Annotated in this window: 23 protein-coding genes; 8 read left to right on the top strand and 15 right to left on the bottom strand. The window is 66.7% G+C overall.

The annotated features are described in order from the left end of the window. Nucleotides 1-67: 67 nt before the first annotated feature. The 5 genes from QZZ29_RS12280 to ndk all read right to left on the bottom strand — a co-directional run bounded on the left by QZZ29_RS12280 (nt 68) and on the right by ndk (nt 7148). Nucleotides 68-1348, bottom strand: a complete 1281-nt coding sequence (locus QZZ29_RS12280; RefSeq protein WP_291383649.1) for an ammonium transporter — start codon at nt 1346-1348, stop codon at nt 68-70. Between the two features lie 216 nt (nt 1349-1564). Continuing rightward, nucleotides 1565-2689 carry a signal recognition particle-docking protein FtsY gene (gene ftsY / locus QZZ29_RS12275; protein WP_291383648.1) on the bottom strand — a complete coding sequence of 375 codons (1125 nt, stop codon included), beginning with the start codon at nt 2687-2689 and terminating at the stop codon, nt 1565-1567. 33 nt (nt 2690-2722) lie between these two features. Next, nucleotides 2723-3007, bottom strand: coding sequence for a hypothetical protein (locus tag QZZ29_RS12270; protein WP_291383646.1), 285 nt, complete (start codon nt 3005-3007; stop codon nt 2723-2725). Between the two features lie 126 nt (nt 3008-3133). Then, nucleotides 3134-6673 carry a chromosome segregation protein SMC gene (smc, locus tag QZZ29_RS12265; RefSeq protein WP_291383644.1) on the bottom strand — a complete coding sequence of 1180 codons (3540 nt, stop codon included), beginning with the start codon at nt 6671-6673 and terminating at the stop codon, nt 3134-3136. A 55-nt stretch (nt 6674-6728) separates the two neighbouring features. After that, nucleotides 6729-7148, bottom strand: a complete 420-nt coding sequence (ndk, locus tag QZZ29_RS12260) for a nucleoside-diphosphate kinase (protein ID WP_291383642.1) — start codon at nt 7146-7148, stop codon at nt 6729-6731. A 43-nt stretch (nt 7149-7191) separates the two neighbouring features. Here ndk and QZZ29_RS12255 point away from each other — a divergent pair, with 43 nt between their 5' ends. Further along, a complete protein-coding gene (locus tag QZZ29_RS12255; RefSeq protein WP_291383641.1) occupies nt 7192-7698 on the top strand; it encodes an adenine phosphoribosyltransferase in 507 nt (168 codons plus the stop codon). Here the strand turns inward: QZZ29_RS12255 and QZZ29_RS12250 are convergent. The 6 genes from QZZ29_RS12250 to QZZ29_RS12855 form a co-directional block, all read right to left on the bottom strand. After that, nucleotides 7695-8174, bottom strand: a complete 480-nt coding sequence (locus QZZ29_RS12250; protein ID WP_291383640.1) for a hypothetical protein — start codon at nt 8172-8174, stop codon at nt 7695-7697. The genes QZZ29_RS12255 and QZZ29_RS12250 overlap by 4 nt on opposite strands. Beyond that, nucleotides 8171-8578 (bottom strand): DUF4233 domain-containing protein, encoded by a 408-nt coding sequence (locus QZZ29_RS12245; protein WP_291383638.1) that lies wholly within the window; start codon nt 8576-8578, stop codon nt 8171-8173. The genes QZZ29_RS12250 and QZZ29_RS12245 overlap by 4 nt, the downstream gene beginning before the upstream one ends. Then, nucleotides 8575-9969 (bottom strand): folylpolyglutamate synthase/dihydrofolate synthase family protein, encoded by a 1395-nt coding sequence (locus tag QZZ29_RS12240; RefSeq protein ID WP_291383636.1) that lies wholly within the window; start codon nt 9967-9969, stop codon nt 8575-8577. The genes QZZ29_RS12245 and QZZ29_RS12240 overlap by 4 nt, the downstream gene beginning before the upstream one ends. Nucleotides 9970-10122: 153 nt before the next feature. Then, nucleotides 10123-10608: a glycoside hydrolase family 16 protein gene (locus QZZ29_RS12235; RefSeq protein ID WP_291383634.1), complete on the bottom strand. Its 486-nt coding sequence runs from the start codon at nt 10606-10608 to the stop codon at nt 10123-10125. Nucleotides 10609-10780: 172 nt separating this feature from the next. Beyond that, complete coding sequence (locus QZZ29_RS12230) at nt 10781-11302, bottom strand: EAL domain-containing protein (RefSeq protein ID WP_291383632.1); 522 nt, start codon at nt 11300-11302, stop codon at nt 10781-10783. A gap of 6 nt (nt 11303-11308) precedes the next feature. Then, nucleotides 11309-11995: a GAF domain-containing protein gene (locus QZZ29_RS12855; RefSeq protein ID WP_366479583.1), complete on the bottom strand. Its 687-nt coding sequence runs from the start codon at nt 11993-11995 to the stop codon at nt 11309-11311. Between QZZ29_RS12855 and QZZ29_RS12220 the strand changes: the two genes are divergently transcribed. Then, a complete protein-coding gene (locus tag QZZ29_RS12220; protein ID WP_291383628.1) occupies nt 11994-12563 on the top strand; it encodes a DUF2510 domain-containing protein in 570 nt (189 codons plus the stop codon). The two genes, QZZ29_RS12855 and QZZ29_RS12220, sit on opposite strands and share 2 nt — an antisense overlap. A gap of 71 nt (nt 12564-12634) precedes the next feature. Here the strand turns inward: QZZ29_RS12220 and ileS are convergent, their stop codons facing one another. Beyond that, complete coding sequence (ileS, locus tag QZZ29_RS12215; protein ID WP_291383626.1) at nt 12635-15838, bottom strand: isoleucine--tRNA ligase; 3204 nt, start codon at nt 15836-15838, stop codon at nt 12635-12637. Between the two features lie 397 nt (nt 15839-16235). Here ileS and QZZ29_RS12210 point away from each other — a divergent pair, with 397 nt between their 5' ends. The 3 genes from QZZ29_RS12210 to QZZ29_RS12200 all read left to right on the top strand — a co-directional run bounded on the left by QZZ29_RS12210 (nt 16236) and on the right by QZZ29_RS12200 (nt 17469). Then, nucleotides 16236-16616 (top strand): VOC family protein, encoded by a 381-nt coding sequence (locus tag QZZ29_RS12210; RefSeq protein ID WP_291383624.1) that lies wholly within the window; start codon nt 16236-16238, stop codon nt 16614-16616. A gap of 14 nt (nt 16617-16630) precedes the next feature. Continuing rightward, entirely contained in the window at nt 16631-16945 is a 315-nt protein-coding gene (locus QZZ29_RS12205; RefSeq protein WP_291383622.1) for a hypothetical protein, read from the top strand. Nucleotides 16946-17262: 317 nt separating this feature from the next. After that, nucleotides 17263-17469, top strand: a complete 207-nt coding sequence (locus QZZ29_RS12200) for a hypothetical protein (protein ID WP_291383620.1) — start codon at nt 17263-17265, stop codon at nt 17467-17469. Nucleotides 17470-17488: 19 nt separating this feature from the next. On the opposite strand, the gene QZZ29_RS12195 is transcribed toward QZZ29_RS12200, so the two are convergent. Further along, nucleotides 17489-18007 (bottom strand): hypothetical protein, encoded by a 519-nt coding sequence (locus QZZ29_RS12195; RefSeq protein WP_291383618.1) that lies wholly within the window; start codon nt 18005-18007, stop codon nt 17489-17491. A gap of 207 nt (nt 18008-18214) precedes the next feature. Here QZZ29_RS12195 and QZZ29_RS12190 point away from each other — a divergent pair, with 207 nt between their 5' ends. After that, on the top strand, nt 18215-19774 hold the full coding sequence (locus QZZ29_RS12190) for an MFS transporter (RefSeq protein WP_291383617.1): 1560 nt from the start codon (nt 18215-18217) through the stop codon (nt 19772-19774). An 84-nt stretch (nt 19775-19858) separates the two neighbouring features. On the opposite strand, the gene QZZ29_RS12185 is transcribed toward QZZ29_RS12190, so the two are convergent. After that, entirely contained in the window at nt 19859-20353 is a 495-nt protein-coding gene (locus QZZ29_RS12185) for a hypothetical protein (RefSeq protein WP_366479588.1), read from the bottom strand. A gap of 175 nt (nt 20354-20528) precedes the next feature. Beyond that, a complete protein-coding gene (locus tag QZZ29_RS12180; protein WP_291383615.1) occupies nt 20529-21008 on the bottom strand; it encodes an isoprenylcysteine carboxylmethyltransferase family protein in 480 nt (159 codons plus the stop codon). An 84-nt stretch (nt 21009-21092) separates the two neighbouring features. Between QZZ29_RS12180 and QZZ29_RS12175 the strand changes: the two genes are divergently transcribed. Next, nucleotides 21093-21671, top strand: a complete 579-nt coding sequence (locus QZZ29_RS12175) for a dienelactone hydrolase family protein (RefSeq protein WP_291383613.1) — start codon at nt 21093-21095, stop codon at nt 21669-21671. Nucleotides 21672-21710: 39 nt separating this feature from the next. Continuing rightward, on the top strand, nt 21711-23402 hold the full coding sequence (locus QZZ29_RS12170; protein WP_291383611.1) for a cytochrome c biogenesis protein DipZ: 1692 nt from the start codon (nt 21711-21713) through the stop codon (nt 23400-23402). Nucleotides 23403-23442: the final 40 nt, after the last annotated feature.

Raw genomic sequence — 23442 nt, 5'->3', positions numbered from 1 at the left:
GCCTCAATTGCGGCACGGACCTCGTCCACGCGGTGGGGCTGAATGATCGCAGTGACCAGCTTCATCGTTACTTCGCCTCCTCGTAAGCAGTTTCGCCGTGCTCGGCGAAGTCAATACCCGCCAGTTCTACATCTTCGCTCACTCGCAGCCCGATCGTGTGCTTGATCGCCAAGGCGATCAGGTACGTCATGATGAAAGAGAACGCGAGTGCAATGACCGCGGCGATGGACTGGGTCACGAGCTGGTCCAGGCCTCCACCGTAGAACAGTCCGTCCTTGGGCACGAGCGGGTCGCCCGCCCCTGCCCAGGTGGTGCCTTCGGAAAGGTTTGCCACAAGCCCGATCATGAGCGTGCCGACCAGGCCACCCACGAGGTGGACACCGACAACGTCAAGCGAGTCGTCGTAGCCGAACTTGTACTTCAAACCGACGGCATAGGCGCAGGCCACACCGGCGACCACGCCGATGGCGAGGGCACCCCAACTGTCCACCGAGGCTGCCGCTGGCGTGATGGCAACCAGACCAGCGACGACGCCAGACGCGGCGCCGAGGGTCGTGGCGTGACCGTCACGGATCCGCTCCACGAGGAGCCAGGCGAGCATCGCGATCGCAGGCGCCAGGAGCGTGTTAAGGAACGCACGTCCAGCGGTTGCGTCCGCAGCAAACTCCGAACCGGCGTTGAAGCCGAACCAGCCGAACCACAGGATTGCGGCGCCAAGCATGACGAACGGAAGGTTGTGCGGGCGCATCGGCTCCTTGCCGAAGCCCTTACGCAGGCCGAGTACGAGGGCCAAGGCGAGGCCCGCCGCGCCGGCGTTGATGTGAACAACCGTTCCACCCGCGAAGTCGATGGGCGAAGATGGCGTGAGGTCGTTCTGCCAACCGAGGATGCCACCACCCCAGACCGCGTGGGCAATCGGGAAGTAAACCAGCGTGACCCATACGAGCGCGAACAGCATCCACGCGGCAAACTTCATGCGGTCGGCGACTGAACCCGAGATGAGGGCGACCGTGATAATCGCGAAGGTCGCTTGGAAGGCGGCCATCACGAGGAACGGAACACCGGCGCCTGCGGCGAGGCTGCTCGTGTCAGCAATGCTGTTGAGGCCGAAAAAGCCGGATGGGTCCCCGATGAACCTTCCGGAGCCAAAGGTGAGTCCGTAGCCGTATATCACCCAAACCACGGCCACGACACCGATGCTGATGAAACTCATCATCATCATGTTGAGCACGGACTTCGTGCGAACCATGCCACCGTAGAAGAACGCCAGTGCGGGCGTCATCAGTAGCACAAGTGCGGTCGCAACGATCATCCACGCGGTATTGCCAGAATCCAGCGCGAAATCCATTGTCTCTTCTCCCTCCGCGGGCCGGACGGCCAGCAGTAGTGCCACACTCCCGCAGGATGGTTTCGCATGAGCCTCTCCCGTGTTTCCGCACCGTTACGAAATGGTGCGCCACGTAAAAGTCATGTTGCGACGGGCACTTTACGGACATGAACACCCGCAGACTCGGGACCGCTCGCACGATGATGACGGTCGCGGTGCCGCTCGCGTATCGCCGAGTCAGCCGTCGAGCAGCCCGTCCACGAAGCCCTCAACGTCGAACGGAGCCAGGTCATCGACACCCTCGCCAAGCCCCACGAACTTCACCGGCACTTCAAGCGAGTTCTGCACCGCGAGCACGATTCCGCCCTTGGCGGTGCCGTCCATCTTGGTAAGCACCACCCCCGTCAGGGCGACGGCCGCGGCGAACACGCGGGCCTGCACCAGTCCGTTCTGCCCGGTCGTGGCGTCGAGCACCAGCAGCGTTTCGCGCACGGGGGCAACCTTCTCGACCACGCGAGCAACCTTGCCGAGCTGGTCCATGAGGCCGGCCTTGTTCTGCAGGCGACCCGCGGTGTCCACCAGCACCACATCGGTGCCTTCGGCACGTGCCGAACGGGCGGCCTCGAAGGCCACGGACGCGGGATCGGCACCCTCCTTGGCGGCGCGCACGGTGATCACTCCCACGCGCGTGCCCCACGTCTCGAGCTGGTCCGCGGCTGCAGCGCGGAAGGTGTCGGCCGCACCCAGCACCACCGTGTGTCCCTCGGCCACCAGCACGCGGGCGAGCTTGCCCACGGTGGTGGTCTTGCCCACGCCGTTGACTCCGACGACCAAGACGGCGGCGAGGTTGCCGTCGCCGGGCACACCCAACGAAAGGCTCCTGTCCGCGAGGGGGTCCATGGCTTCGATGAGCGCCTCCCGGACCGCGTCGCGGGGCGATGACTCGCCACCCTGGACGCGTGCACGCACGGACGCGAGGATCCTCTCGGTCATCGTGGACCCGACGTCGGCTGTCAGCAGCGCATCTTCCAGCTCGTCCCAGGCGGAGTCGTCGTAGTCGGACCTGCCGAAGAACGAGGCGAGGCGCGCCCCGAAGGCACCGCCGACTCGGGCTCGCCTGCGCTCGAATCGTGACGAGACATCTTCGGGAATGTCCGCAGGTGGCCCGTGCGGCTTCTGCCGTGTGGGGACCTCAGTGGGCGCACTCGCCGATGGCGGTGCGGTGATGTCGCCTTGTGGCGGGGGCTGCGACTTGCCGGAGCGGCGCGACCGCACTGCCCACCAGCCACCGGCAGCAGCCACGATGGCAACACAGGCGACGACGATGCCGTCGGCGCTTCCAGGAATCCACGAGACGTCCACCGTCTCATTGTCCCAAGAGAACTGAGGTGAGACCTACGCGGGCGCGCCGGTGCGGTGCGAGGCGGTCAGATCCGCGTCCGGGCGGCTCTGCACCTCAGGAAAACGGGGTTGCGGCTCCTCCAAGGACGAGATGACTCGCCAGTCGCCCTCATCGCGCGGCACCGTCTCGAACGCCTCAAGCCCTTGCTTTCTTGGAGCAAGTCCCAGAACTACCCGCATCAGGTGCATGCCACGACCCTCGGCGAGGAACGCAAGGGCGAAGGCAAGGAACGAGAACGTCACCGCCCAGGCGATGACATCGATCATGTAGCGGAACATCGGCGACCCTTCATAACGGACATTTGGTACATAATACTCTCGCCGTTGAGAGGATCCGACGCGCGGATTCTTCACGCGCATCCAGAACGTATAACGCACCACAGGGGCCGACGTTCCCTGAGCCTGCTACGCGTGGTCCCCCATGCGTTGGCTCACCACAGTCGTGACGCCGTCGCCGCGCATCGTGATGCCGTAGAGGGCGTCCGCAACCTCCATCGTGCGCTTCTGGTGCGTAATAACAATGAGCTGCGAATCGTCGCGAAGCTCCCGGAGGATCTCCAACAGGCGGCCGAGGTTGGTGTCGTCAAGGGCGGCCTCCACCTCGTCCATCACGTAGAACGGGCTGGGCCTCGCCTTGAAGATCGATATGAGCAGCGCCACGGCGGTCAGCGAGCGTTCGCCGCCCGATAGCAGCGACAGGCGCTTCACCTTCTTGCCCGCGGGACGCGCCTCGACCTCGATGCCGGTGTCGAGCATGTTCTTGGGGTCTGTGAGCACCAACTTGCCCTCGCCGCCGGGGAACAGCCGGGGGAAGATGCGCTCAAACTGCGCGGCCGTGTCGACAAAGGCGGCGGTGAAGATCTGCTCCACGCGCTGATCGATCTCCGTGACGATGGACAGCAGATCCTCGCGCGATGACTTGATGTCGGCCACCTGATCTTGCAGGAACTTGTGCCGCTCCTCCAGAGCCGCGAACTCCTCGAGTGCGAGGGGGTTCACCCGCCCCAGTTGCGCCATCGCACGCTGCGCGGTGCGCAGCCGCTTCTCCACGGCCTCGCGCACAAAAGGCTCGAACCCCTCGTCACCCTCGCCGCCGACCACCGGAACGCCGTGTTGCGGACCAAACTCCTCCACGAGCTGATCCGGATCGAGGCCCAATTCGTCAACCGCGCGCTGCTGCATTTGCTCCAGGCGCACCTGCTGTTGAGCCCGAGCGACCTCGTCGCGGTGAGTCTCGTCCGTCAGCCTGGCGTACTCGCCGGCAAGCTGGTCGACCTGGGCGCGCACCTCGGACAGCGCGGAGGTGCGCTCGGCACGCTTGGCCTCGACCTCGGCGCGGGCATCGTCTGCCTTCGCGACTGCGGTGTCGATGTGCGGCATCGTGGCGTGAACCCCTGCCATCACCTCACGGGCCGCCATCGCCTGGCGCTCCCGGCGCTGAGCGGCCTCCTCAGCCCGAGCCCGGGCATCCCGCTCGGCCGTCACCGTGCGCTCCAGGCTCTCTGCCCTCGCCGCAAGGGCGCGTGATCTCTCCTCGCCGGTGCGCAACGCCAGTCGCGCCTCGGTCTCCTTCGCGCGCGCCTGCTGGGCTGCTGCGGCGGCGGAGTCGCGTTGGCGTTGAGCCTCGGCGGTGTCGGCCTCGGTCTGCTCCGGCTCGGCCTGGGCCGCGGTGAGCCTCTGGACCAAACCGGCCAAGTCATCTTCCTCGGCCGCGATGCGCGCGCTGGCCTGTTCCACCTGGGCGGCGAGCCTGTCGGCGTCGGCGCGCGCGGCCCGGGCGGTGGCAGACAGATGCCCGAGCCGCTCGGCCACGGCGGACATGCGGGCGTCCAACTCGTCGAGCCGGGCGAGCGTGCCCTCCTGGGCCTCGCGCGCCTGCGCTTCCTGATCCTCGGCAGCACGCTGCTCGAACATCGCCGTTTCGATGAGGCGGGCGGCCTGGTCGCGCCGAGCGCACGCGTCGTCGTATGCGGCCTGCACATGCATGATGCTCGGCGCATCCCCGGCGCCCCCGGAGGCGTTCCTCGCCCCCAACAGGTCCCCGCGCCTGGTGACGGCCACCACGTCACGGTGCGCCGTCACGAGCGAGCGCGCGGCCGCAAGATCGTCCACCACCGCCACGCCGGAAACGAACGCGCGCACGGTCGCGGCAAAGGCATCAGACCCCGAGATGAGTTCCGAGGCCCACTGCGCGCCCGCGGGAAGACCGATGCGCGGGTTGGTCACCTGGGCGTCGGCGTCCGCCACCACAAAGCGCGCGCGTCCCGCGTCCTCGTCTCTCAGCCAGCGGATCGCGTCGACCGCGTCGCCCACAGAGTCGACGGCCGCGGCCTCCGCGAGCGGGCCCAGCGCGGCCGCGATCGCGTCTTCGGCGCCGTCGTTGACCTCGATGAGGGAGGCGACCGTGCCGCGCACGGACTTCATACCCGCTGCAAGCAGCTCGCCCACACCGTCTTTGCGCTCCAGCGACAGGCTCAGCGCCTCAACCTTCGCCGACCACGTGTCGCGTTGTCGTTCCGCGTCGCGAAGTCGCGTCTTCAGGTCTTCAAGGCGCTCCTTCGCGGCGTCCCACGCATCCACCGCGGCCTCGTGTGCCGAGTCGAGGTCCTCCTCGCCCCGCTCCACGTCCGCCACTGTGGTCTCGAGCCGTTGAAACTCCGTCGTTGCCTCGTGGGCGCGCTTGTCGGCGTGCGCCTGGGCCTCCCGCAGTCGGCCAATCTCGGCCTCCATCGCCTCTGTGCGCGACCGGCCGGCGGCCACGTCTCCCGCGAGCCGGGCCACGCCCTCACGGCGGTCGGCCACAGATCGCAGCAGGCTGGCCAGGTGCTTCTCGGACGCCTGGGCGGTGAGTTCTGCGTCGGCGCGCGCCACCTCCGCGCGCTCGAGGGCCTCGGCCGCATCGCGCACCTCGGCGTCGAGCTCCTCGCGGGCGGCATGCGCTCGCTCGAGCTGCTCCGCCAGGTCCACCAAGTCCGTGGGCGGCGCGGAGTCCATCGCGGAGCCCAGCATGCGCACCCGCTCCTCGGCGAGCGCGCCCAGATTGCGCAGGCGCTCACGGATCGAGGACAGGCGGTAGAACGTGTCGTTGGCGCGGGTGAGGGCGGGAGTGGCCTCGGCCGCGGCACGCTCCAGTTCCACGAGCGAACCACGCGCCTCCGCGAGGGCCTTCTCCACCTGCACGCGCCGCTCCAGCATCGCCGACTCGTCCGCCCGCTCCTCGGCGATGCCGGAGGCGAGCGTGGCAATGTCGTCGGCGAGCAGTCGCGCGGTGGTGTCGCGCACCTCGGACTGAATCGACTGCGCCTGACGTGCCACCTCGGCCTGCTTGCCGAGCGGCCCCAGTTGTCGTCGGATCTCAGCCGTGAGGTCCTGCACACGAGTCAGATTTGCCTGCATCGCGTCGAGTTTGCGCAGCGCCTTGTCCTTGCGCCGACGATGCTTGAGGATGCCCGCAGCCTCCTCGATGAAGTGCCTACGCTCCTCGGGCGTGGCGCGCAACACCGCGTCCAGCTGGCCCTGGCCAACGATCACGTGCATCTCACGACCCAGGCCGGAATCGGACAGCAAGTCCTGAATGTCGAGCAGTCTGCACGGCGACCCGTTGATGGCGTACTCGGAGCCGCCTGAGCGGAACAAGGTGCGACTGATCGTCACCTCGGAGTATTCGATCGGCAGCGCGCCGTCGGCGTTGTCGATGGTGAGCGACACCTCGGCGCGGCCCAACGGCGGGCGCCCGGACGTGCCGGCGAAGATCACGTCGGCCATGTTGCCGCCGCGCAGCGTCTTCGCTCCCTGCTCGCCCATCACCCAAGCGAGCGCATCGACCACATTCGACTTACCCGAGCCGTTCGGACCCACCACACACGTGATGCCCGTCTCGAACTCAAGGGTGGTCGCCGACGCAAAGGACTTGAATCCTCGTAGCGTCAGGGACTTCAGATGCACGGGGCAAGCCTAGTGATGGGTGGGCGCACTGTGGGCGACCGCCACAGGAGTGCCGCTACAGCGTCGGAAACCAGACGCCGATCTCTCGCTCGGCGCTGTCGGGGCTGTCCGAGCCATGCACCAGGTTCTGTAGAACCGTGGTGGGCCACTGTCGACCCAGGTCGCCGCGAATCGTTCCGGGCGGCGCCGTGGTGGGATCCGTGGGCCCGGCAAGCGAGCGGAAGCCCTCGATGACGCGGTCGCCCTCGGCGACGATGGCGAGCGAAGCACCCGTCATCATGAACTCGACAAGCGGCTCGTAGAAGGGCTTGCCCACGTGCTCCTCGTAGTGTGCGGCCAGGAGCTCAGCCGTGGCAGCCTTCAGCTCGACGGCCACCAGCGTGTAGCCCTTCGCCTCGATGCGGCGCAGAATCTCTCCCGAGAGGCCACGCTTGACGCCGTCGGGCTTTACCAGAATCAGTGTGCGTTCCGTCATGGCAGCGAGCCTAACGGGTTCCCGGCTCTGCCAGGATGGCCTCATGATCACCCTCGAGGACTTCGCCACCTACCCGGACTTTCCCGTCGAGGGAATCCTGTTCTATGACATCGCCCCGATCCTGGCGAGCCCCGGGCGCTTTCGTGCGGCCTGTGACGCGCTGACGCCCCCGGAGCGCGACGACATCGACATCATCGCGGGCGTGGACGCGCGAGGCTTCATCTTCGCGCCCGTCATTGCCCAGGACTTGGGGGTGGGAATGACGATGGTGCGCAAGAAGGGCAAGCTTCCCGGAGAGCTGCTGGAGGCCGACGCGACGATCGAGTACGGCGCCTCCGAACTCACGCTGAATCCCGACGGAATCGAGGGCAAGCGGGTCCTCGTGATCGACGACGTCTTGGCCACTGGAGGCACCGCCGGAGCGGTCGCCGACCTGCTGACCAGAGCGGGCGCGGCCTCGGTGGCCTTCGCGTTCCTCATGGAGATCGCCGCACTGCCGGGGCGCGAGGTGCTGGCCGCCTACGAGGTTCACTCGGCACTGTCGGTCTAACCGACCGGGTTTACCTGCCCCTTGTAACCCGGCGACCACCGCGCGCCCAAGAGCACGAGCGGTATCAGCACCAACATCGCGGCGACCACCTGGAAGCCGATGTAGCCCCAGTGCACGCTGAGCGGCACCTCGTCCAAGGTGCGCAGCCAACCGGAGTGCGTGGCCAACGCCCACACCATCGCGCCGCCGCCGAACAACAGCAACGCCACCAGGAACCACACCGGCGCCTGCCGCGTCGTGGGAAACTCCCGCAGGAACTTCGCCCACCGGTTGAGGGCGAAGAGCGCGGACAGATTGAGCAGCGAGAGGCCGACGAAGAGGGCGGCCTGCACCGTGCCGGGTGGACGGCCGTCGCCTTGGCCCAAGGTGTGTGCCAACTGGACCAGCGACAGTCGCTCAAACGAATAGAACATCATGCTCAGTCCCACCATGGCGCCGACGACCAGGAACCCCATGCGAGCGAGAAAGCTGCTCACGGCGTTCCTCCCTCTGCGGCGTCACGTGCGTGAAACTCTGCCCGCTCCCGGTCAATCCGCATACCGAGCCTGACGCCGAGCGCGTAGATACCCAAGAACATGATCCCGACAAAAGCGATGGCAGGCACCCACAGCCCTCCCGCGATGAGAGGAAGGTGCAGGACCCACCCCAGAATGCGGCCCCACCGGGCGTGAGCGCGGCCGGAGGCGAAGGCGAAGGCCGCGGCCAGCGCCGATCCGGCAATCCATACCGAACCGGCGGACACGTCGACGATGTCCGCGCGACCGAGGCCCCATGTCACCAGCATGGCGAAGAACGTCGCGAGGGATTCGAGCAACAGGGTGGTCTGGGTGAAGACCACGATTGCTGGCCGCTGCGGGCGCGGCGCCTCGTTCTCGGTCATCCTCGGGCCCCGTGGCGTGACGGCTTGTCGGCGCCCAACAGCGTCCGGGCATCCGCCACCAGGGTGATCGAGCCGACTACGAGGACTCCCCCGCCGATGTCGTCGTCCCGTTCGGCGAGTTGCACGGCAGCGTCGAGCGCGCTCGGCACGTCGGCCGCCGTCACCACGCGGTCCTCGCCAAAGTGTGTCGTGGCCACGCGCGCGAGCTGATCGGGATCGATCGCCCGTGGAGAGCTCGACCTCGTCACCACCACGGTGTCCAGGAGCGACTCAAGCCCGGCAAGAATTCCGTCGGCATCCTTGTCGTCAAGCACGGCCACCACGCCCACCAGGGTCGAGAAGGCAAACGATTCCTCCACCGCCTCCACCAGGGCGCCGATGCCGTGCGGGTTGTGCGCCGCGTCCACCACGATCGTGGGCGACGTGCGAAGAATCTCAAGCCTGCCGGGCGAGGTCACCGCGGCGAATCCCGCCTCCACGGTGTCCCCCGCGAGCGACTGCAGGTCGCCGCCGTCGGCAAGGAGCGCCTCCACCGCGGCAAGTGCCATGCTGGCATTGCGCGCCTGGTGAGCTCCCAGGAGGGGCACGAAGACGCCTTCGTACGTCGCGGAGGGGGTGCGCAGCGTCAGCAGCTGCCCGCCGACCGCCGCGGCCCGGTCCACGACTTCAAGGTCCTCCGCCTCGCGGATCACGGCCCGCGCTCGCGGCAGGTTGGCGGCGATGACGTCCGTTGCGGTGTCCGCCTGCTCCGCCAGGACGACCACCGAGTTCGGCTTGATGATTCCGGCCTTCTCCGTGGCGATCTCGGCGAGCGACGAACCCAACCAGCGCTCATGGTCGAGGGCGATCGGGCCAATGACGGCGACATCGGCGTCCACGACGTTGGTGGCATCCCAGATGCCACCCATGCCCACCTCAATCACGGCGACGTCCACCGGGGCGTCCGCGAAGGCCGCGAACGCGAGCACGGCGAGCACCTCGAAGAAACTCATGCGCGGGCCGCCGGCGTCAGCGGAGCGAGCATCGACGATGCGAATGAACGGCGCGACCTCGGCCCACAGACGCACGAACGCCTCTTGGCTGATGGGCTCGCCATCGATGGCGATGCGTTCGCGCACGGAGCTGAGGTGGGGCGAGGTGAACAGACCCGTGCGCAATCCGTGAGCGCGCACCAGTGACTCCGTCATCCGTGCCGTGGAGGTCTTGCCGTTGGTGCCGGTCACGTGAATGACCTTGTAGGCGTGCTGCGGGTCGCCAAGCAGGGTGCACGCCTCAAGAACACGATCGAGCTTGGGCTCGAAATCGTGCTCTGGACTTCGGGAGAGGATGTGGGCGTAAATCTCGCGCTCGGCCTGTTCGAGGCTGAGTCCGCCGAGGTCGGCTTCGCTCATGGGCACTACTCTCCCACGGGCCGCCACGTGGCGCGGACGTTCCGCCCCCGACACCCCGCGACCGACTCGGCGCGGTCGGGTGTGTGAAGGGCGAACTCGCGGATCACCCGGACGCCGTCGACGAGCAGCACTACTCCGTCCTGCGCGCCCGCATCAGGAAACGTCGACGCGGCTGGGCGGCTGGTTGCCAGCGACGGCCTCGGCGTCGGGGCTGGGGGTGGCGCATGCGTCGAGCGTGGTCGGCGAGGCGGGACACGAGAACACCCGCACATAGTCCACGGCCATCTCTTGCGGGAGCACCCATATCGCAGGCCATCGCCCCTGCCCCCCGGGCAGCTGGGCTCGCACCTCGATCCGGCCGTAGGTGAAGTCACCCTTGTTGAGCGTTCGCATCCGGGCGGACGTGTAGGGCAGGGTCGCGGTGTCGTGGGGATTGGTTCCCGCCCATTCCGTGGGCTGGGCCGGGCCGGTAAACGTCTCCTCCCGCGCGTGGATGACCACCGCGCCGTCCCGAAGAAAGGAGTTCTCGGGGCGATCCGTGTAGCACTGCTGCTCGTTGTTTCCGCCGCCCCAGCAGTTGGTCTCGTGGCTCCACTTGGCGCCATCCATCTGATCGCCCGAGAACTCGTCGTTCCACACCAGTCGTCACCCCTGACCCACCTCGGCCTCGATGGATTCCTCGCTGCCGGAGCATGCCGTGACGGTTGCCACGACAGCGATGGCGAGGATGGTCCCGAATCGTGAGACAGACTTCATGACGTCCCCTGCACGACATCTGAGGCACGCCACGTCGCGCGCCGGTGTGCCGACGTTACGGCGCGGTGGCACAGCTCTCGATGAGGGGGCCAGGCCTGGCGTAGAGATACCCCTGGGCAAAATCGATGCCAATATTGTGCAGAAGCTCACTGTCTTCTTCCGTCTCCACGCCCTCCGCGATGATGCTCGTACCGACGTCAGAGCAGAAGGCGACAAGGGATCGCGCCAACGAGTGACGCACGTTTCCGTGCGCGATTCCCGCGACCAGGGACCGATCGAGTTTGACAATGTCGGGACTCAGTTCGACGAGATGGCTCAGCCCCGAATAGCCGGTTCCCATGTCGTCGATCGCCAGCCGTCCGCCAGCGTCACGAAAGTCGGCCAAAAGCGCGAGGAGCACGCGTGGGTCGCGGATCGCAGCATGCTCGGTGATCTCGATGACGACTCGGTCGCTGGCGAGGGCGGACAGAGAGTCGATCGTCTCGACAAACTCCAGTGATGCGGGCGACAGGTTCACACTGACGTAGCCGTCGATCCCGCTGTCGGTGAAGTCCTTGAGCGCGTACTCCGCGGCCATGAGCTCTCACTCCGAGCCCAGCCCGACTCGCCAGGCCTCTTCGCACCAGATGTCGGGCGTTCGGCGGTCGCCGAAACGCGCCAGGGCCTCATATCCCGCCGGCATGCGCGAGCCGATGTGGACGATTGGCTGGAACACGATCGTGGGGCCCCCGGCACGCAGGACGCGCTCGACGCGTCCTCTCGCCCCGAAGCTTTCGGCATTCTCTTGTTCTTCGCGTTCCATCAGCGCTCCGACGAATTCCGACAGTGGACGCAGCAACGCAAGGTCAAGTTCGGTCACGTCGTCCTGTATCGCATGACTGAAGCAACACAAGGTACCGAAGACTCGTCCGTTCTGAGTGCGAATGGGCACACTCAGGTGTGTGCCGACCGGGAGTTTGGCGGTCGCCTCAAGGTTCGCCGCGACCGGGTCCGCTCGCGCATCATGGCCAGCACCGTGTGGATGGCAGTTCTCGACACGGGATCTCCTCGTTTCCGTGGGGTAGCGGGTAGGCCTCGTTCGGAAGACCAACGTATAGACCCGGCCGGTTCGATGCGACCCCACGGCGTCGATACGGCGTGTCGCGCGCGGCGCCACCTGGGGCGCGACGTTAATCGCGCACCGGTATGCCGATAATGGGCGAGTGGGCGTCGAGGCCTCCCCGCGGCGCGCGCCGCACACGGCGAACGGCCCAGCAAGGAGTATGGACATGAAGCAGCCGACGCCCGGCGCCCAGGGCTGGTATCCCGACCCCCATGTCGACGGATTCGAGCGATTCTGGGACGGAGCCGCGTGGACGAGCCGGAGCCGTCCGCGCCAGGGTCGCGGTAGCGGCTCTGGGCGTGGCGCGGGCGGTCGCGTCGGCATCATCGTGGCTATTGTGGCGGTCGCCGTCGTCGTGGGCGGCGTCATCCTCGCCTTCTTCGCGTTCGCGGCGAAACCCGCGGTGGAGCAGCAGGCCAATCTTGTCGACTCCGGTCAGGAGCGCGCGTACGACGCTGCAGCCATGAGCGACGCAGGGAAACTCGGCCAGCAGCTCGCCACGTACTACGCCGACCACGAGGGCGCCCCTCCCGCGGTGACCGTCGTGAACGGCCGCTACGTCTTCGCGGGCGACGCCACGCTCGGCCCCGAGCCGGTCTCGGACGGCGTCGCCCTCGGCGGCGTGACCGGCACGGGCGCCACGGATTGGTGCGTCTGGGTCACCACCGCCGCCACCACCCCCAGCCCGTGGCAGGTCTCGGCCGCGGGCGGCCTCGCCGCAGGCGACTGCGGGTAGCCGCTCGCTTCGCGCCGACGGAACGCCGCGGTGAGGACGGGTCCTGGCACACGGTGCACCGCGTGTCGCTCCTACGCCTTGTTGACCGTGATCGCGAGCTCGTCGCCCGCCGCCACCGTCACCCGCATGTCGCCCGAGGCCGGGTCGTAGGCGAGGGTTTCGGCGGCAATGAAGGCGAGGTGCGGCGTCACGGACTCCACACGCTCTGCTGGCAAGGTGAGTGTCAGGGAAATCCTGTCGGAGACATTGAGCCCCGCCGACTTGCGCTCGTCCTGTACCGACCGAATCAGGTCGCGGGCGTAGCCCTCGGCCTCCAGCTCCGGGGTGAGCGTTGTGTCGAGCACGATGAACGCGCCGTTGCCGAACACGTCCACCGCATGCGCGCTGTCGGACAGCGCATTGCTGGTGGAGGTCAAACGAAGCTCGAACTCGCCGTCGTGTAACACGAAGCCTCCCGCGGTCACGACGCCGTCGACCTCACTCCAGTCACCGCTCTTGGATGCCTTGATCACCGTCTGCACGTCCTTGCCGAGGCGGGGACCCAGGGCGCGCGCATTGACCATCAGTTGCAAGGAGATCCCGTATTTCAACGCCTCCTCGTCGTCGACGGAGAACACTTCGGCCTTCTTGACGTTGAGCTCGCTCATGATGAGGTCGCCATAACCGTCGGCGAGTTCCGGGCGGAGCACGAAGGCGCGCAGGAGCGACAGCGGCTGGCGCACTCGGATCTGGACCTTCTTGCGCAGTGCGTGGCCGGCCGAAACCACCTCGCGCACCTGGTCCATCGCATCACCCAAGGTGTCGTCCACCCAGGCCTCGGGTGCCACCGGATAGTCGGTGAGGTGCACCGAACGCCCGCCGGTGAGCCCGCGCCAGATCTCCTCGGTCTCGAGAGGCAGTAGCGGGGCTGCCAGGCGCGTCACGGTCTCAAGCACCGCGTAGAGGGTGTCGAAGGCGTCCGCATCCTCGTCCCAGAAACGGTCCCGCTGAGTCCGGACGTACCAGTTGGTCAGCAGGTCCATGTACTGTGCGAGCGCATCGGAGGCGCCCGGGACGTCAAACTCCTCCATCTGCGCGGTCACGGTCTTGACGAGTTCCGCCGTCTTGGCCAGGACGTAGCGGTCCATGACGGGAAGGGTCGCGACCCGCGCATCGTCCACCGCCTTGCCCAGTACGCCCGCTCCGCCGTTCGCGGCGCCCGCATACAGCGTGAAGAAGTAATACGTAGACCACATCGGTAGCATGACCTGGCGGACACCTTCGCGGATTCCCTCCTCGGTCACTACTAGGTTGCCGCCTCGCAGGATGGGCGACGCCATGAGGAACCACCGCATCGCGTCGGAGCCGTCCCGGTGGAACACCTCGTTGACGTCCGGGTAGTTGCGCAGGGACTTGGACATCTTGCGGCCGTCGGATCCCAGCACGATGCCGTGGCTCACGCACGTGGAGAAGCTGGGGCGATCGAAGATCGCCGTTGCCAGCACATGCAGCGTGTAGAACCAGCCGCGCGTCTGGCCGATGTATTCGACGATGAAGTCGCCCGGGTAGTGGCTGTCGAACCACTCCTGGTTCTCGAACGGGTAGTGCACCTGTGCGAACGGCATCGAGCCCGAGTCGAACCACACGTCGAGCACATCGGAGATGCGGCGCATCGTCGATGCCCCGGTGGGGTCGTCCGGATTGGGGCGCGTGAGGTCGTCGATGTAGGGACGATGCAGGTCCGGCTCGCCGACGTCGTTCAGCGGCAGGCGCCCGAAGTCGCGCTCGATCTCCTCGAGGGACCCATACACGTCCATGCGCGGGTAGTCGGCGTTGTCGCTGACCCACACCGGGATGGGCGTGCCCCAGTAGCGATTGCGGCTGATCGACCAGTCGCGCGCCCCCTCGAGCCACTTGCCGAACTGGCCGTCCTTGATGTGCTCGGGAACCCACGTGATCTGCTGGTTGAGTTCCACCATGCGGTCTCGGAACTCGGTGACGCGCACAAACCAGGAACCGATCGCGCGATAGATCAGGGGGTTGCGGCAGCGCCAGCAGTGCGGGTAGCTGTGGTTGTAGGTCTCGTGGCGCAGTACGATTCCCGAAGCCTTGAGGTCCTTGATGATGTTCGCGTTGGCGTCAAAAACCTGAAGCCCCTCGTATTCGGGGATCTCCGCGGTGAATCGGCCCTTGGTATCGATGGGGATGACCGGCTCGATTCCGAGCTGGGCACACACCGCCATGTCGTCCTCACCAAAGGCCGGCGCCAAGTGCACGATGCCCGTACCGTCTTCGGTCGACACAAAGTCGGCGGCGATGAGCTGGTGGGCGTTCTCCCGCCCCACAAAGTGACTGAACGGAGGCTCGTAGCGCAGGCCCGCGAGGTCGGCCCCCGTGACCGTCGCGACCACCCGAACCGCGTCTCCCAGTTCGCGCGCGTAGGCGGCCAGCCGGCCGCTTGCCACCACCAACCGGCGCCCCACAAAGGGGCCTTCGGACGGCACCACCACCGAGTACTCAATCTCCGGACCCACGGCCGCCGCGAGGTTGGACGGCAGCGTCCATGGCGTCGTCGTCCAGATGACCACCGAAGCATTGGCGAGGTGGCCGGGCGCGTCGATGAGCGGCAACAGCACGGTCAGCGCGGGGTCCTGGCGATCGGCGTAGACGTCCTCGTCCATGCGTAGTTCGTGGTTGGACAGCGGCGTCTCGTCGCGCCAGCAGTACGGCAGCACGCGGTAGCCCTCGTAGGCGAGGCCCTTGTCGTACAGCTGCTTGAAGCCCCAGATCACGGACTCCATGAAGGTGACGTCGAGCGTCTTGTAGTCGTTCTCAAAGTCCACCCAGCGGGCCTGACGCGTGACGTAACTTTCCCACTCGTCGGTGTACTTCAGCACCGATTCGCGGCACGCCTGGTTGAAGGCGGCAATGCCCATCTCGTCGATCTGAGACTTGTCGGTGATTCCCAGGATGCGCTCGGCCTCAAGTTCCGCGGGCAGCCCGTGCGTGTCCCACCCGAAGCGGCGCTCGACCTTCTTGCCGCGCATCGTCTCGAAGCGGGGGACGACGTCCTTGGCGTACCCCGTCAGCAGGTGGCCGTAATGCGGCAGTCCATTCGCGAAGGGGGGGCCGTCGTAGAAGACGAACTCCTCTGCGTCGTCTCGATTGTCGATCGATGCCTGGAAGGTGCCGTCGGCCTTCCAGTACGCCAGCACATCCTCCTCGAGGGAGGGGAAACTGGGCGACGGAGACACCTCTCCGGCCGGACGATGCAGGGGGTAACGGGCGTCGCTCACGGGGCTTCCTTTGGCTATGCGTGCGGTGGTGCGTGCGTCTACTCAACGGTGCGAGGACGCTCCGTCTCAAGGGACCATGTCCCTCAAGAAGCGTTGCGCGGTACCACCTCGCTTGCCCGCCGTCCCGTGACGGGACAGCCGACCTCTCATGCCGCCGCTTCCACGGAGGCGCCGCTGTGACGGGCTGCCCGTGCGGTTCTACTGAGGCTGACGCCCGTTCTTCCGCAAGCTCTCCGGTGATTACCGGGTCGATGCTGGTGGCTCAAGTGTACGCGAGGCGCGACACCCCTCCCCCGAAAGGGCGCCGCACCGCGCGCCGCGCCTCGTCCTCGGGCGCGCGTCCGCTCCGCAAAGTACGCTCAGGGAGTCCGAACTGTCCCAACGGAAAGGTCGCGTCATGCTCGCAACATCAGAGGGTCTGAGCAGCTTCTCGATCGACAACCTCGCGGCCGCACGCGAGTTCTACGGGGGAACGCTTGGTCTCAAGGTGGTCGAGGAGCACGGCATGCTGCGCATCAAACTGGGCGTGGGCCCCTGGGTGTTGGCCTATCCCAAGGAAGACCATGTACCCGCCGCGCACACGGTGATCATGTTCCCGGTGAGCGATCTGCCCGCCGAGGTGTCGGCCCTCACCGCGGCCGGCGTGCAATTCGAGATGCTTCCCGGCGTGAGACCTGACGGCATCATGCCCGGCGACGGACACGGACCGGACAACTCGTGGTTCAAGGATCCGGCCGGCAACTGGCTGTCCGTGATGGAGTCGCCGTCGAAGAAGTAGCCTCGGGCGTCACGATGACCCCGCAGGTCCAGGCAACCCCTGACACGCTCGCGGTACTCGACGTGTTGTGGGCCAACGACGCCGACGGCGGGCGAATGCCGGTCGCCAAGCACGCCGCCATGGACCGCCTGCGCGCATCGGGCCAGCCGCGGGCCGCCGCACTTGTTGACGGCCTTGCAGACAGCGGCGGGATCCTCGATGAATTCGCCGTCAATGATGCCTTCTTGGCCGCGCACCTCGAATTGGCACGGCTCAGCGAGTTTGTGCACGTGCCGCAGCGCATGGCCCACTCATTGCGACCCATCGTCGAACGCCTTCGCGAACGCTGAAGACCCTCCGGTGTCGTTTCGCATCGGCGACACGCTTTCACCGCCTCCGAACTGTGGGAGCGCGCCACTGCAGGCACAGCAACGAACTACCATCTGCGCTGCGACGCCGTGACACACCTCTTCCCGAGGCCCGAGCAGATCGTGCGGCCGATCATGGGCATGCGCGCGGACCTGGGGCGCGACGGGCGAGTGCACCATCGCGGTATCGAGGTCAAGGGCGCGATGCGCGGCATGGTGACGCTCGCGGTGCTGATGACTCCCGTAGGGATCGTGTGTGCGCTCGACGCACCGTCTTCCCCGCACGGTTCGCGGTGTACATGCGCGCCAATGAGGCGGCGCTGTGGCTGTGGTTCCCTATCGCTCTGCTTGCGCTCGTCAGCTTCCTAGTCACGCGGTTGTCTCCGTGGCAGGTGCGATCCAACGTGAATTCCATGATCTTCAGCATGCTCGAACTCTTCCGGCCACTCGTGGCCAGCGCGGGAATCGTCATCGCGGCGGTGGCGACGACCGGCTCGTTCGGGTGACGATCGACGAGCTCGCCCCTCAGTCAGCGATCTTGAAGTCCAGCCTGACGTGCTGTCGGGACGCGCGCGGCTCCCGAGCGGGATCCGTGAGCAGCGTCTCAAGCCGGGCCACGAAGGTGTTGCCCGTCTCGTCCCGCAACCGTTCGATCTCGAACCCCTGCGCGGCACACCACGTGGTCAACGTCAGGTTGGCCTTCACCCCATGGTTCATGTGCGTCATGGTCGCGTACCGCCCGGCGGGGACCACGTCGGCGACGATCCGGTCATCCTGGGCGGATTCAGCGGCGGCGATCGCCTCCTCGGAGCTAGCGACGGGAATCGCCACGGAGACCGTCGCCCGGTCAGACAGGTCGATCAGGTGGAGCCGCAGAAACTGGGGACCGGTGGCGTCGACAGGGTGGACCTGTAGCCACCGGGTGAGTTCCGTGCGCATCGCGGCGGTGTGGTTCGCAAGACCCTTGAACGGGACGCGATCCCGGAACGCCACGTAGGGCACGTCGGGACGTTGCACGATGGCCGGCTCGGAAACGATCTTCATGAGGCGAGTCAACCATTTCTGAGTCGGTCACGTATCTACCATCCCCCTCACCGCACCCAGTTGACGGAAACAATCGCTCGTGCCATTCGTTGACACCGCAGGGCCGTCATATCGATGCCTTGCGCACCGGAGCGCGCACGTGAGCCGCTCCGGCAAGTCGGATCGCTCTCCCTATCTTCTGCACCGCATGACCCATGGAGTACCCGCTTGATCGACACGCGTGAAAGGGTCGTTGACGACGATCCCGACCCCACCCGAGAGCTTCCTCAGGTAACCCACCTGGACGCTCTTGACGCTACGCCCAAGGGAGGCGTAGACCCTTACGACGACGTCACGACGGCGTCGATGCCGATCGTCGCGGGTGCCAGCACCGTCGTCATCGACGACGCCGACTCCGGGACCCGGTCCATCGAGGCGCTGACGCTGTCGCCATTGCGCTCCAAGCTCGCACTGGCGACCCTCGCTACGGCGGCTTTCGCGTTCGGTGCCAATGAGGCGTCGATCGTGGCATTGAGCCAGTCGATCTCCACGGGACTTGCCGTGCCGATCGCATCCATCGGGCTCATAGCGACAGTGTTTGCCCTCACGGTCGTCGTCGTATCGACGCCGCTCACCTTGCTCACCTCGAGGGCCAGCAAGCGGCTCACGCTGTCCATCACGGTCGGCGTGTGGACCGTGGGAGTCCTCATCACCGCCCTCTCGCAGAGCCTGGTCCACCTTGCCGGCGGCCGCATCGTCTCCGCGGCCGCGCACGCCCTGTTCTGGGCGCTCGTCGCACCCGCTGCGGTGAGTCTGTTTGCTCCCCATCTGCGCGCCCGCACCGTGACCCGCATCATGGTCGGGTCGGCCGCCGCGGGCGTCGTGGGCACTCCGCTCGTCACGCTCAGCGGCACCTCTTTCGGTTGGCACGCACCATATTGGGGCCTGGCCGCGCTGGGCGTCTTGCTGACGGCAGCGCTGGCAATCGTGCTACCCGGCGATTCGCGTGCCGCGAGTGGAGTTCGCGCTCCACACACACGCGGCGACATTCCGTCACGTCGGATGTTCGCCAAGGTCGTCGGTGTCGCCTTCACGGCCACCGTGGGGATGAGCGTCAGCTGGACGTACATCGTGCCCTTCTACACCATCCAGGCGGGACTCAGCTCGGCGAGCATTCCCGGTCTCTTCGCGTTGGGAGGCATCGTCGCGGTGGCGACCACCCTGGCCGTCACCCGATTGCTTGCGCGCAATGTCGTGCAAGCGGTGAGAGCGGGGCTCGCGTTGCTCGCCGCAGCGTGGGGGCTGCTCGCCGTCGCGACCCCGTGGTCCGCGATCGCCGCCCAGGTGCTACAGGCTGCCGGGTGGGCGGCGCTACTTGCCGCACTGCTGAACTGGGCGATGCGGCACACACCCTGGCGCACGGACGTGGGAGCAAGCATGTACTCGGTTGCGGTGAACCTCGGCGCGGCCGTGGGACCGGTGCTGGGCGCGACGATCGTCTCCACCTGGGGCACGCGCGCGTTGCCCTTGGCGTCGCTCGCGATGACCATCCTTGCGGTCGCCATCACCACCACCGTGGACACCTACACCCTGAGGCAGCTGAGCGTCCCGCGACGACTGCGGGTCGCCCTCCAGGCGCGATTCGCACTTCGAGAGCGGCGCCGGGCATGGGCCCGACGTACGCGCCCGGCGGCCATGACGCCGCGCGGCCGAGCCGTCGCGTTCACGAGGGGCGCCGCGAAGGCTCGGCACGCGCTTCGCGAGCGCACGGTGCGCGTAGGTCGCTGACGCTGCCGGTGTGAGCCAGCCCTGTGCCGGGCCGGTGCGTCCCCCCGTTGCCGCGCCGACCCGGCACCGCACCTTGTGCAAGGGTCAGTGGTCGGCGCGCGGTACCCCTGGTGACGCGGGTATCACGGCGAGCGTGACAATCATGGCGGTCGAAGCGTCGGGAATCTCGCCGCCTGCCTCGTCAAGGTGCGCGTCGAGCCGATTCTTGAGTTCCGCAACTTGATCGCTGCTGACGTACACAACTTCGCGCCGCAAGTGCGCCTCGTGGGGGCGCCAGTCGGGGCTGGCGGCCCATTGTGCGGCGTCGACGGACAGCGCCCGCGCGATCATGTCCGCGGCGGCGACAAAGCCGTGTCCGGTGGCGGTCGCATGCCCTGGGTCGGCCGGATTCACGACTCGGTACACGCGCTCCATGGCACCTCCGCGCTGGCGGCGCTTCACGACCGCGATGATTCCGGCGTCGACCAGGCGCGTTATCGCGCGGTAGAGCGAGGCCTGCGCCACGTCAGGCATTCTCGTGCGCAGTTCCTTGGTGGTGAGGTCGTCCACGCCCAAAGCAAGAACCACTCTCATCCTCACTGGATGCAATAGCACTTGTGACTGGCTGTTCCCCACAATTCGTATTGTAGGGAATCGACACCTATCCCAAGTGCCAATGGTGAATTGCTATTCATATTCACAAATGATAATAACGAATGCCCGTTATTGGCGTTTTGAGATGAAACAGGGCATATGCCCCGTCGGGACGAGCGCGTCAGCGACGTCGTCCCACCCCTGGGACAAACTTGCCGGTGCGCGAGGCGTACACCGCATATCCGTCGTACGCCTCGACCAAGAATCTCTCCTCGAACCGGGTCTTCACTTCGAAGAAGACCGCCAGGGCCGCCGCCAACACCCACACCGCTACCGCCCCGCGCGACACCGCAACGCCGAGGCACAACACCAGAATCGAGGAGTACATCGGATGCCGTACCCACCGGTACACACCGCGCGCACTGAGGCCCGCGCCATTGGGTTGAGGGATAGGAGTCAGCGCACGCCCGAGGAACACAGCCGCGGCGACCCCGCCGATGCCCCCCAGGACGAACAGCACCCCGCCAAGCTCGCGCGCGGCAGGCGCGGCCAGTCCCCACGATGACGGCCAGAGGGCGACCGCAAGAAACAGCACCACCTGCACCGCGACAAGAAGCCAGCCCAAGGCAAGTGAACGGTTTCGGTTCGCGGCGCGTGACATGGGCCTAGGGTATCCGCGGCTCCCGCCCGCGACCATTGCACCACAACGGTCGCGCGCCAGGGTCTCGAGAGGCACACTGGAGGTGTGGCCGAGATATTGCTCTTCCATCACGCTCAGGGCCTGACCGAGGGACTCTGCTCCTTCGTTGAGCGCCTTCGCGCCGCAGGGCACAGTGTGCATGCGCCCGACATGTTTGCGGGCGAGGTGTTTTCTCGGCTCGACGACGGCGTCGCCTACGCCGGTCGCATCGGCCACGACGCGATCGAGGACATTGCCCGCCGCACGGCGCTGCATCACCCCACCGCCGACACCGTCATGGGTTTCTCGCTTGGCACCTTTCCCGCCCAGTTGCTCGCCCAGGAGTGGCGGCGCATCCGCAATTGTGTTCTCGTGGGCGGTGCCATGCCCCCTGCGGAAATCGGCGGCGAGTGGCGGCACAACGTGCGCCTGAGCATCCACGTCGCCGATCCTGACGATTGGGTTCCCGCCTCCGAGATGACGTCTCTCCTGCGACGTGCTCCCGAGGCTCACGTGCACCGCTACGCCGGCAAGCGCCACATGTTCATGGATCCCTCGTGCGCCGACTACGACGCCGACGCGGCCGACCTGTTCGAGGAACGCGTGCTCGAATGGCTCGACGCCGTCCCACACCACGAGCAATAGCGACCCCATCTGAGGGCGCACGCGCCCCGAATACAGTGCATGTCTACCCTCATCGTCGTCGGCATCGTGTCCGGCCTCATCACCGCGATCAGCCCCTGCGTGCTCCCGGTGCTGCCAGCCATCCTCACATCGTCCATTCAGGACGGCGCCCGATCCCGCCGTCGACCCCTGGTCGTCGTGGGGGGTCTGGTGACCAGCTTCGCCGTATTCACGCTCCTCGGTGGAATCATCCTGTCGAGCCTGGGTCTGCCCGACGACCTGCTCCGGTGGGCCGGGATAGTCACCCTCTCGATCGTCGGCGTGGGCCTCGCCGTTCCCGCGGTGGAACACCTCCTGGAGCGCCCCTTCCGGAACACCACGCTGCCGCGGCTCAACAGGGACGGCAATGGGTTCGTCATGGGCCTCGCGCTCGGCCTGGTGTTTGTTCCCTGCGCGGGACCCATTTTGGCGTCCATCACGGTGCTGGCAGCCACCAACGGTCTCAGTTGGGGCCTCGTAGTGCTCACGGCGTCGTTCTCGGCCGGCATTGCGATCCCGCTTCTCGCCTTCGGCGTGGCCGGGCAGAGCATTGGCTCGCGCATCAGGGCCGTGCGAGAACGCCTGCACACGATCCGCGTCGGCTCGGGCGTGGTGTTGATCCTCACCGCCCTCGTCCTCGCGACCAACCTGGCCGAGCCGTTGCAGCGGCTCGTGCCCTCGACGCTCGCCGAAATACAGCAACGCATCGAGAACAACGACGGCGTCCGAGGGGAACTCGACTCCCTCGCAGGCAGACAGGACCAGGTCACCTCCACGGGAGGGCAACTGACCTTCGACGAGTGCGAGCAGCAGACGTCCGACCGGCTAGCGAACTGCGGCCCCGCGCGCGATTTTGTCGGCATCGAGACGTGGCTCAACACCGAAGGCCAGTCCCTCTCTCTCGACGAGCTGCCCGGGAAGGTTGTCCTGTTGGATTTCTGGACCTACTCATGCATCAATTGCCAGCGCACCTTCCCCTACCTGACTGCGTGGGACGAGCGTTACCGCGACGACGGGCTGACGATCGTCGGCGTGCACTCCCCCGAGTTCAGTTTCGAAAGGGTCGTGTCGAACGTCCAAGACGCGGCGGATCGCTACGGCATCACGTACCCGATCGCGATCGACAACGACTTCAAGACGTGGCGCGCATGGGACCAGCGGTTCTGGCCCGCGCACTACCTCATCGACCAGACCGGAACGGTGCGCCAAGTGCACTACGGCGAGGGTGGCTACGAGGAAACCGAGAAGCTCATCCAAGATCTGCTCGACGCGCCCCCGCAAGACACCGTCAAGGCCGATCCCGGCAATCACACGGATGGTCGCACCCAAGAGACGTACCTCGGATGGCAGCGCCTCAAGCACGCCGACAACAGCGACGTGGCGAACGACGAACTCGCGGCGTACAACGGCAACCGCACACCCGAGCTCAACTCCTTCTCCTTCGATGGCACGTGGACCGTCGAGAGCGAAAGGGCCATCGCCGGCCAGAATGCGCGCCTGTTCCTGCATTTCTATGCCGCCGACGTTCACCTCGTCATGGCAGGCACCGGCGACGTCACGGTGACGCTCGCGTCCCAACCTGACTCCCCCAGGACGGTTCACGTGGACGGCACGTCGGACCTCTACGACCTGTATGAAGGAGCGCCGATTGACGACGTGATGACCCTCGACTTCTCCAAGGGGGTCGAGGCCTACGCCTTCACCTTCGGGTGATCCCATCCGACGCAGCCCCCGCACCGAATCATCACCGTGG

Source organism: Demequina sp. (assembly GCF_016278765.1).
Classification (GTDB): Bacteria; Actinomycetota; Actinomycetes; order Actinomycetales; family Demequinaceae; genus Demequina.
Note: the sequence above shows the minus strand (reverse complement) of the source record. Positions and strands in the feature narration are given on the sequence as shown.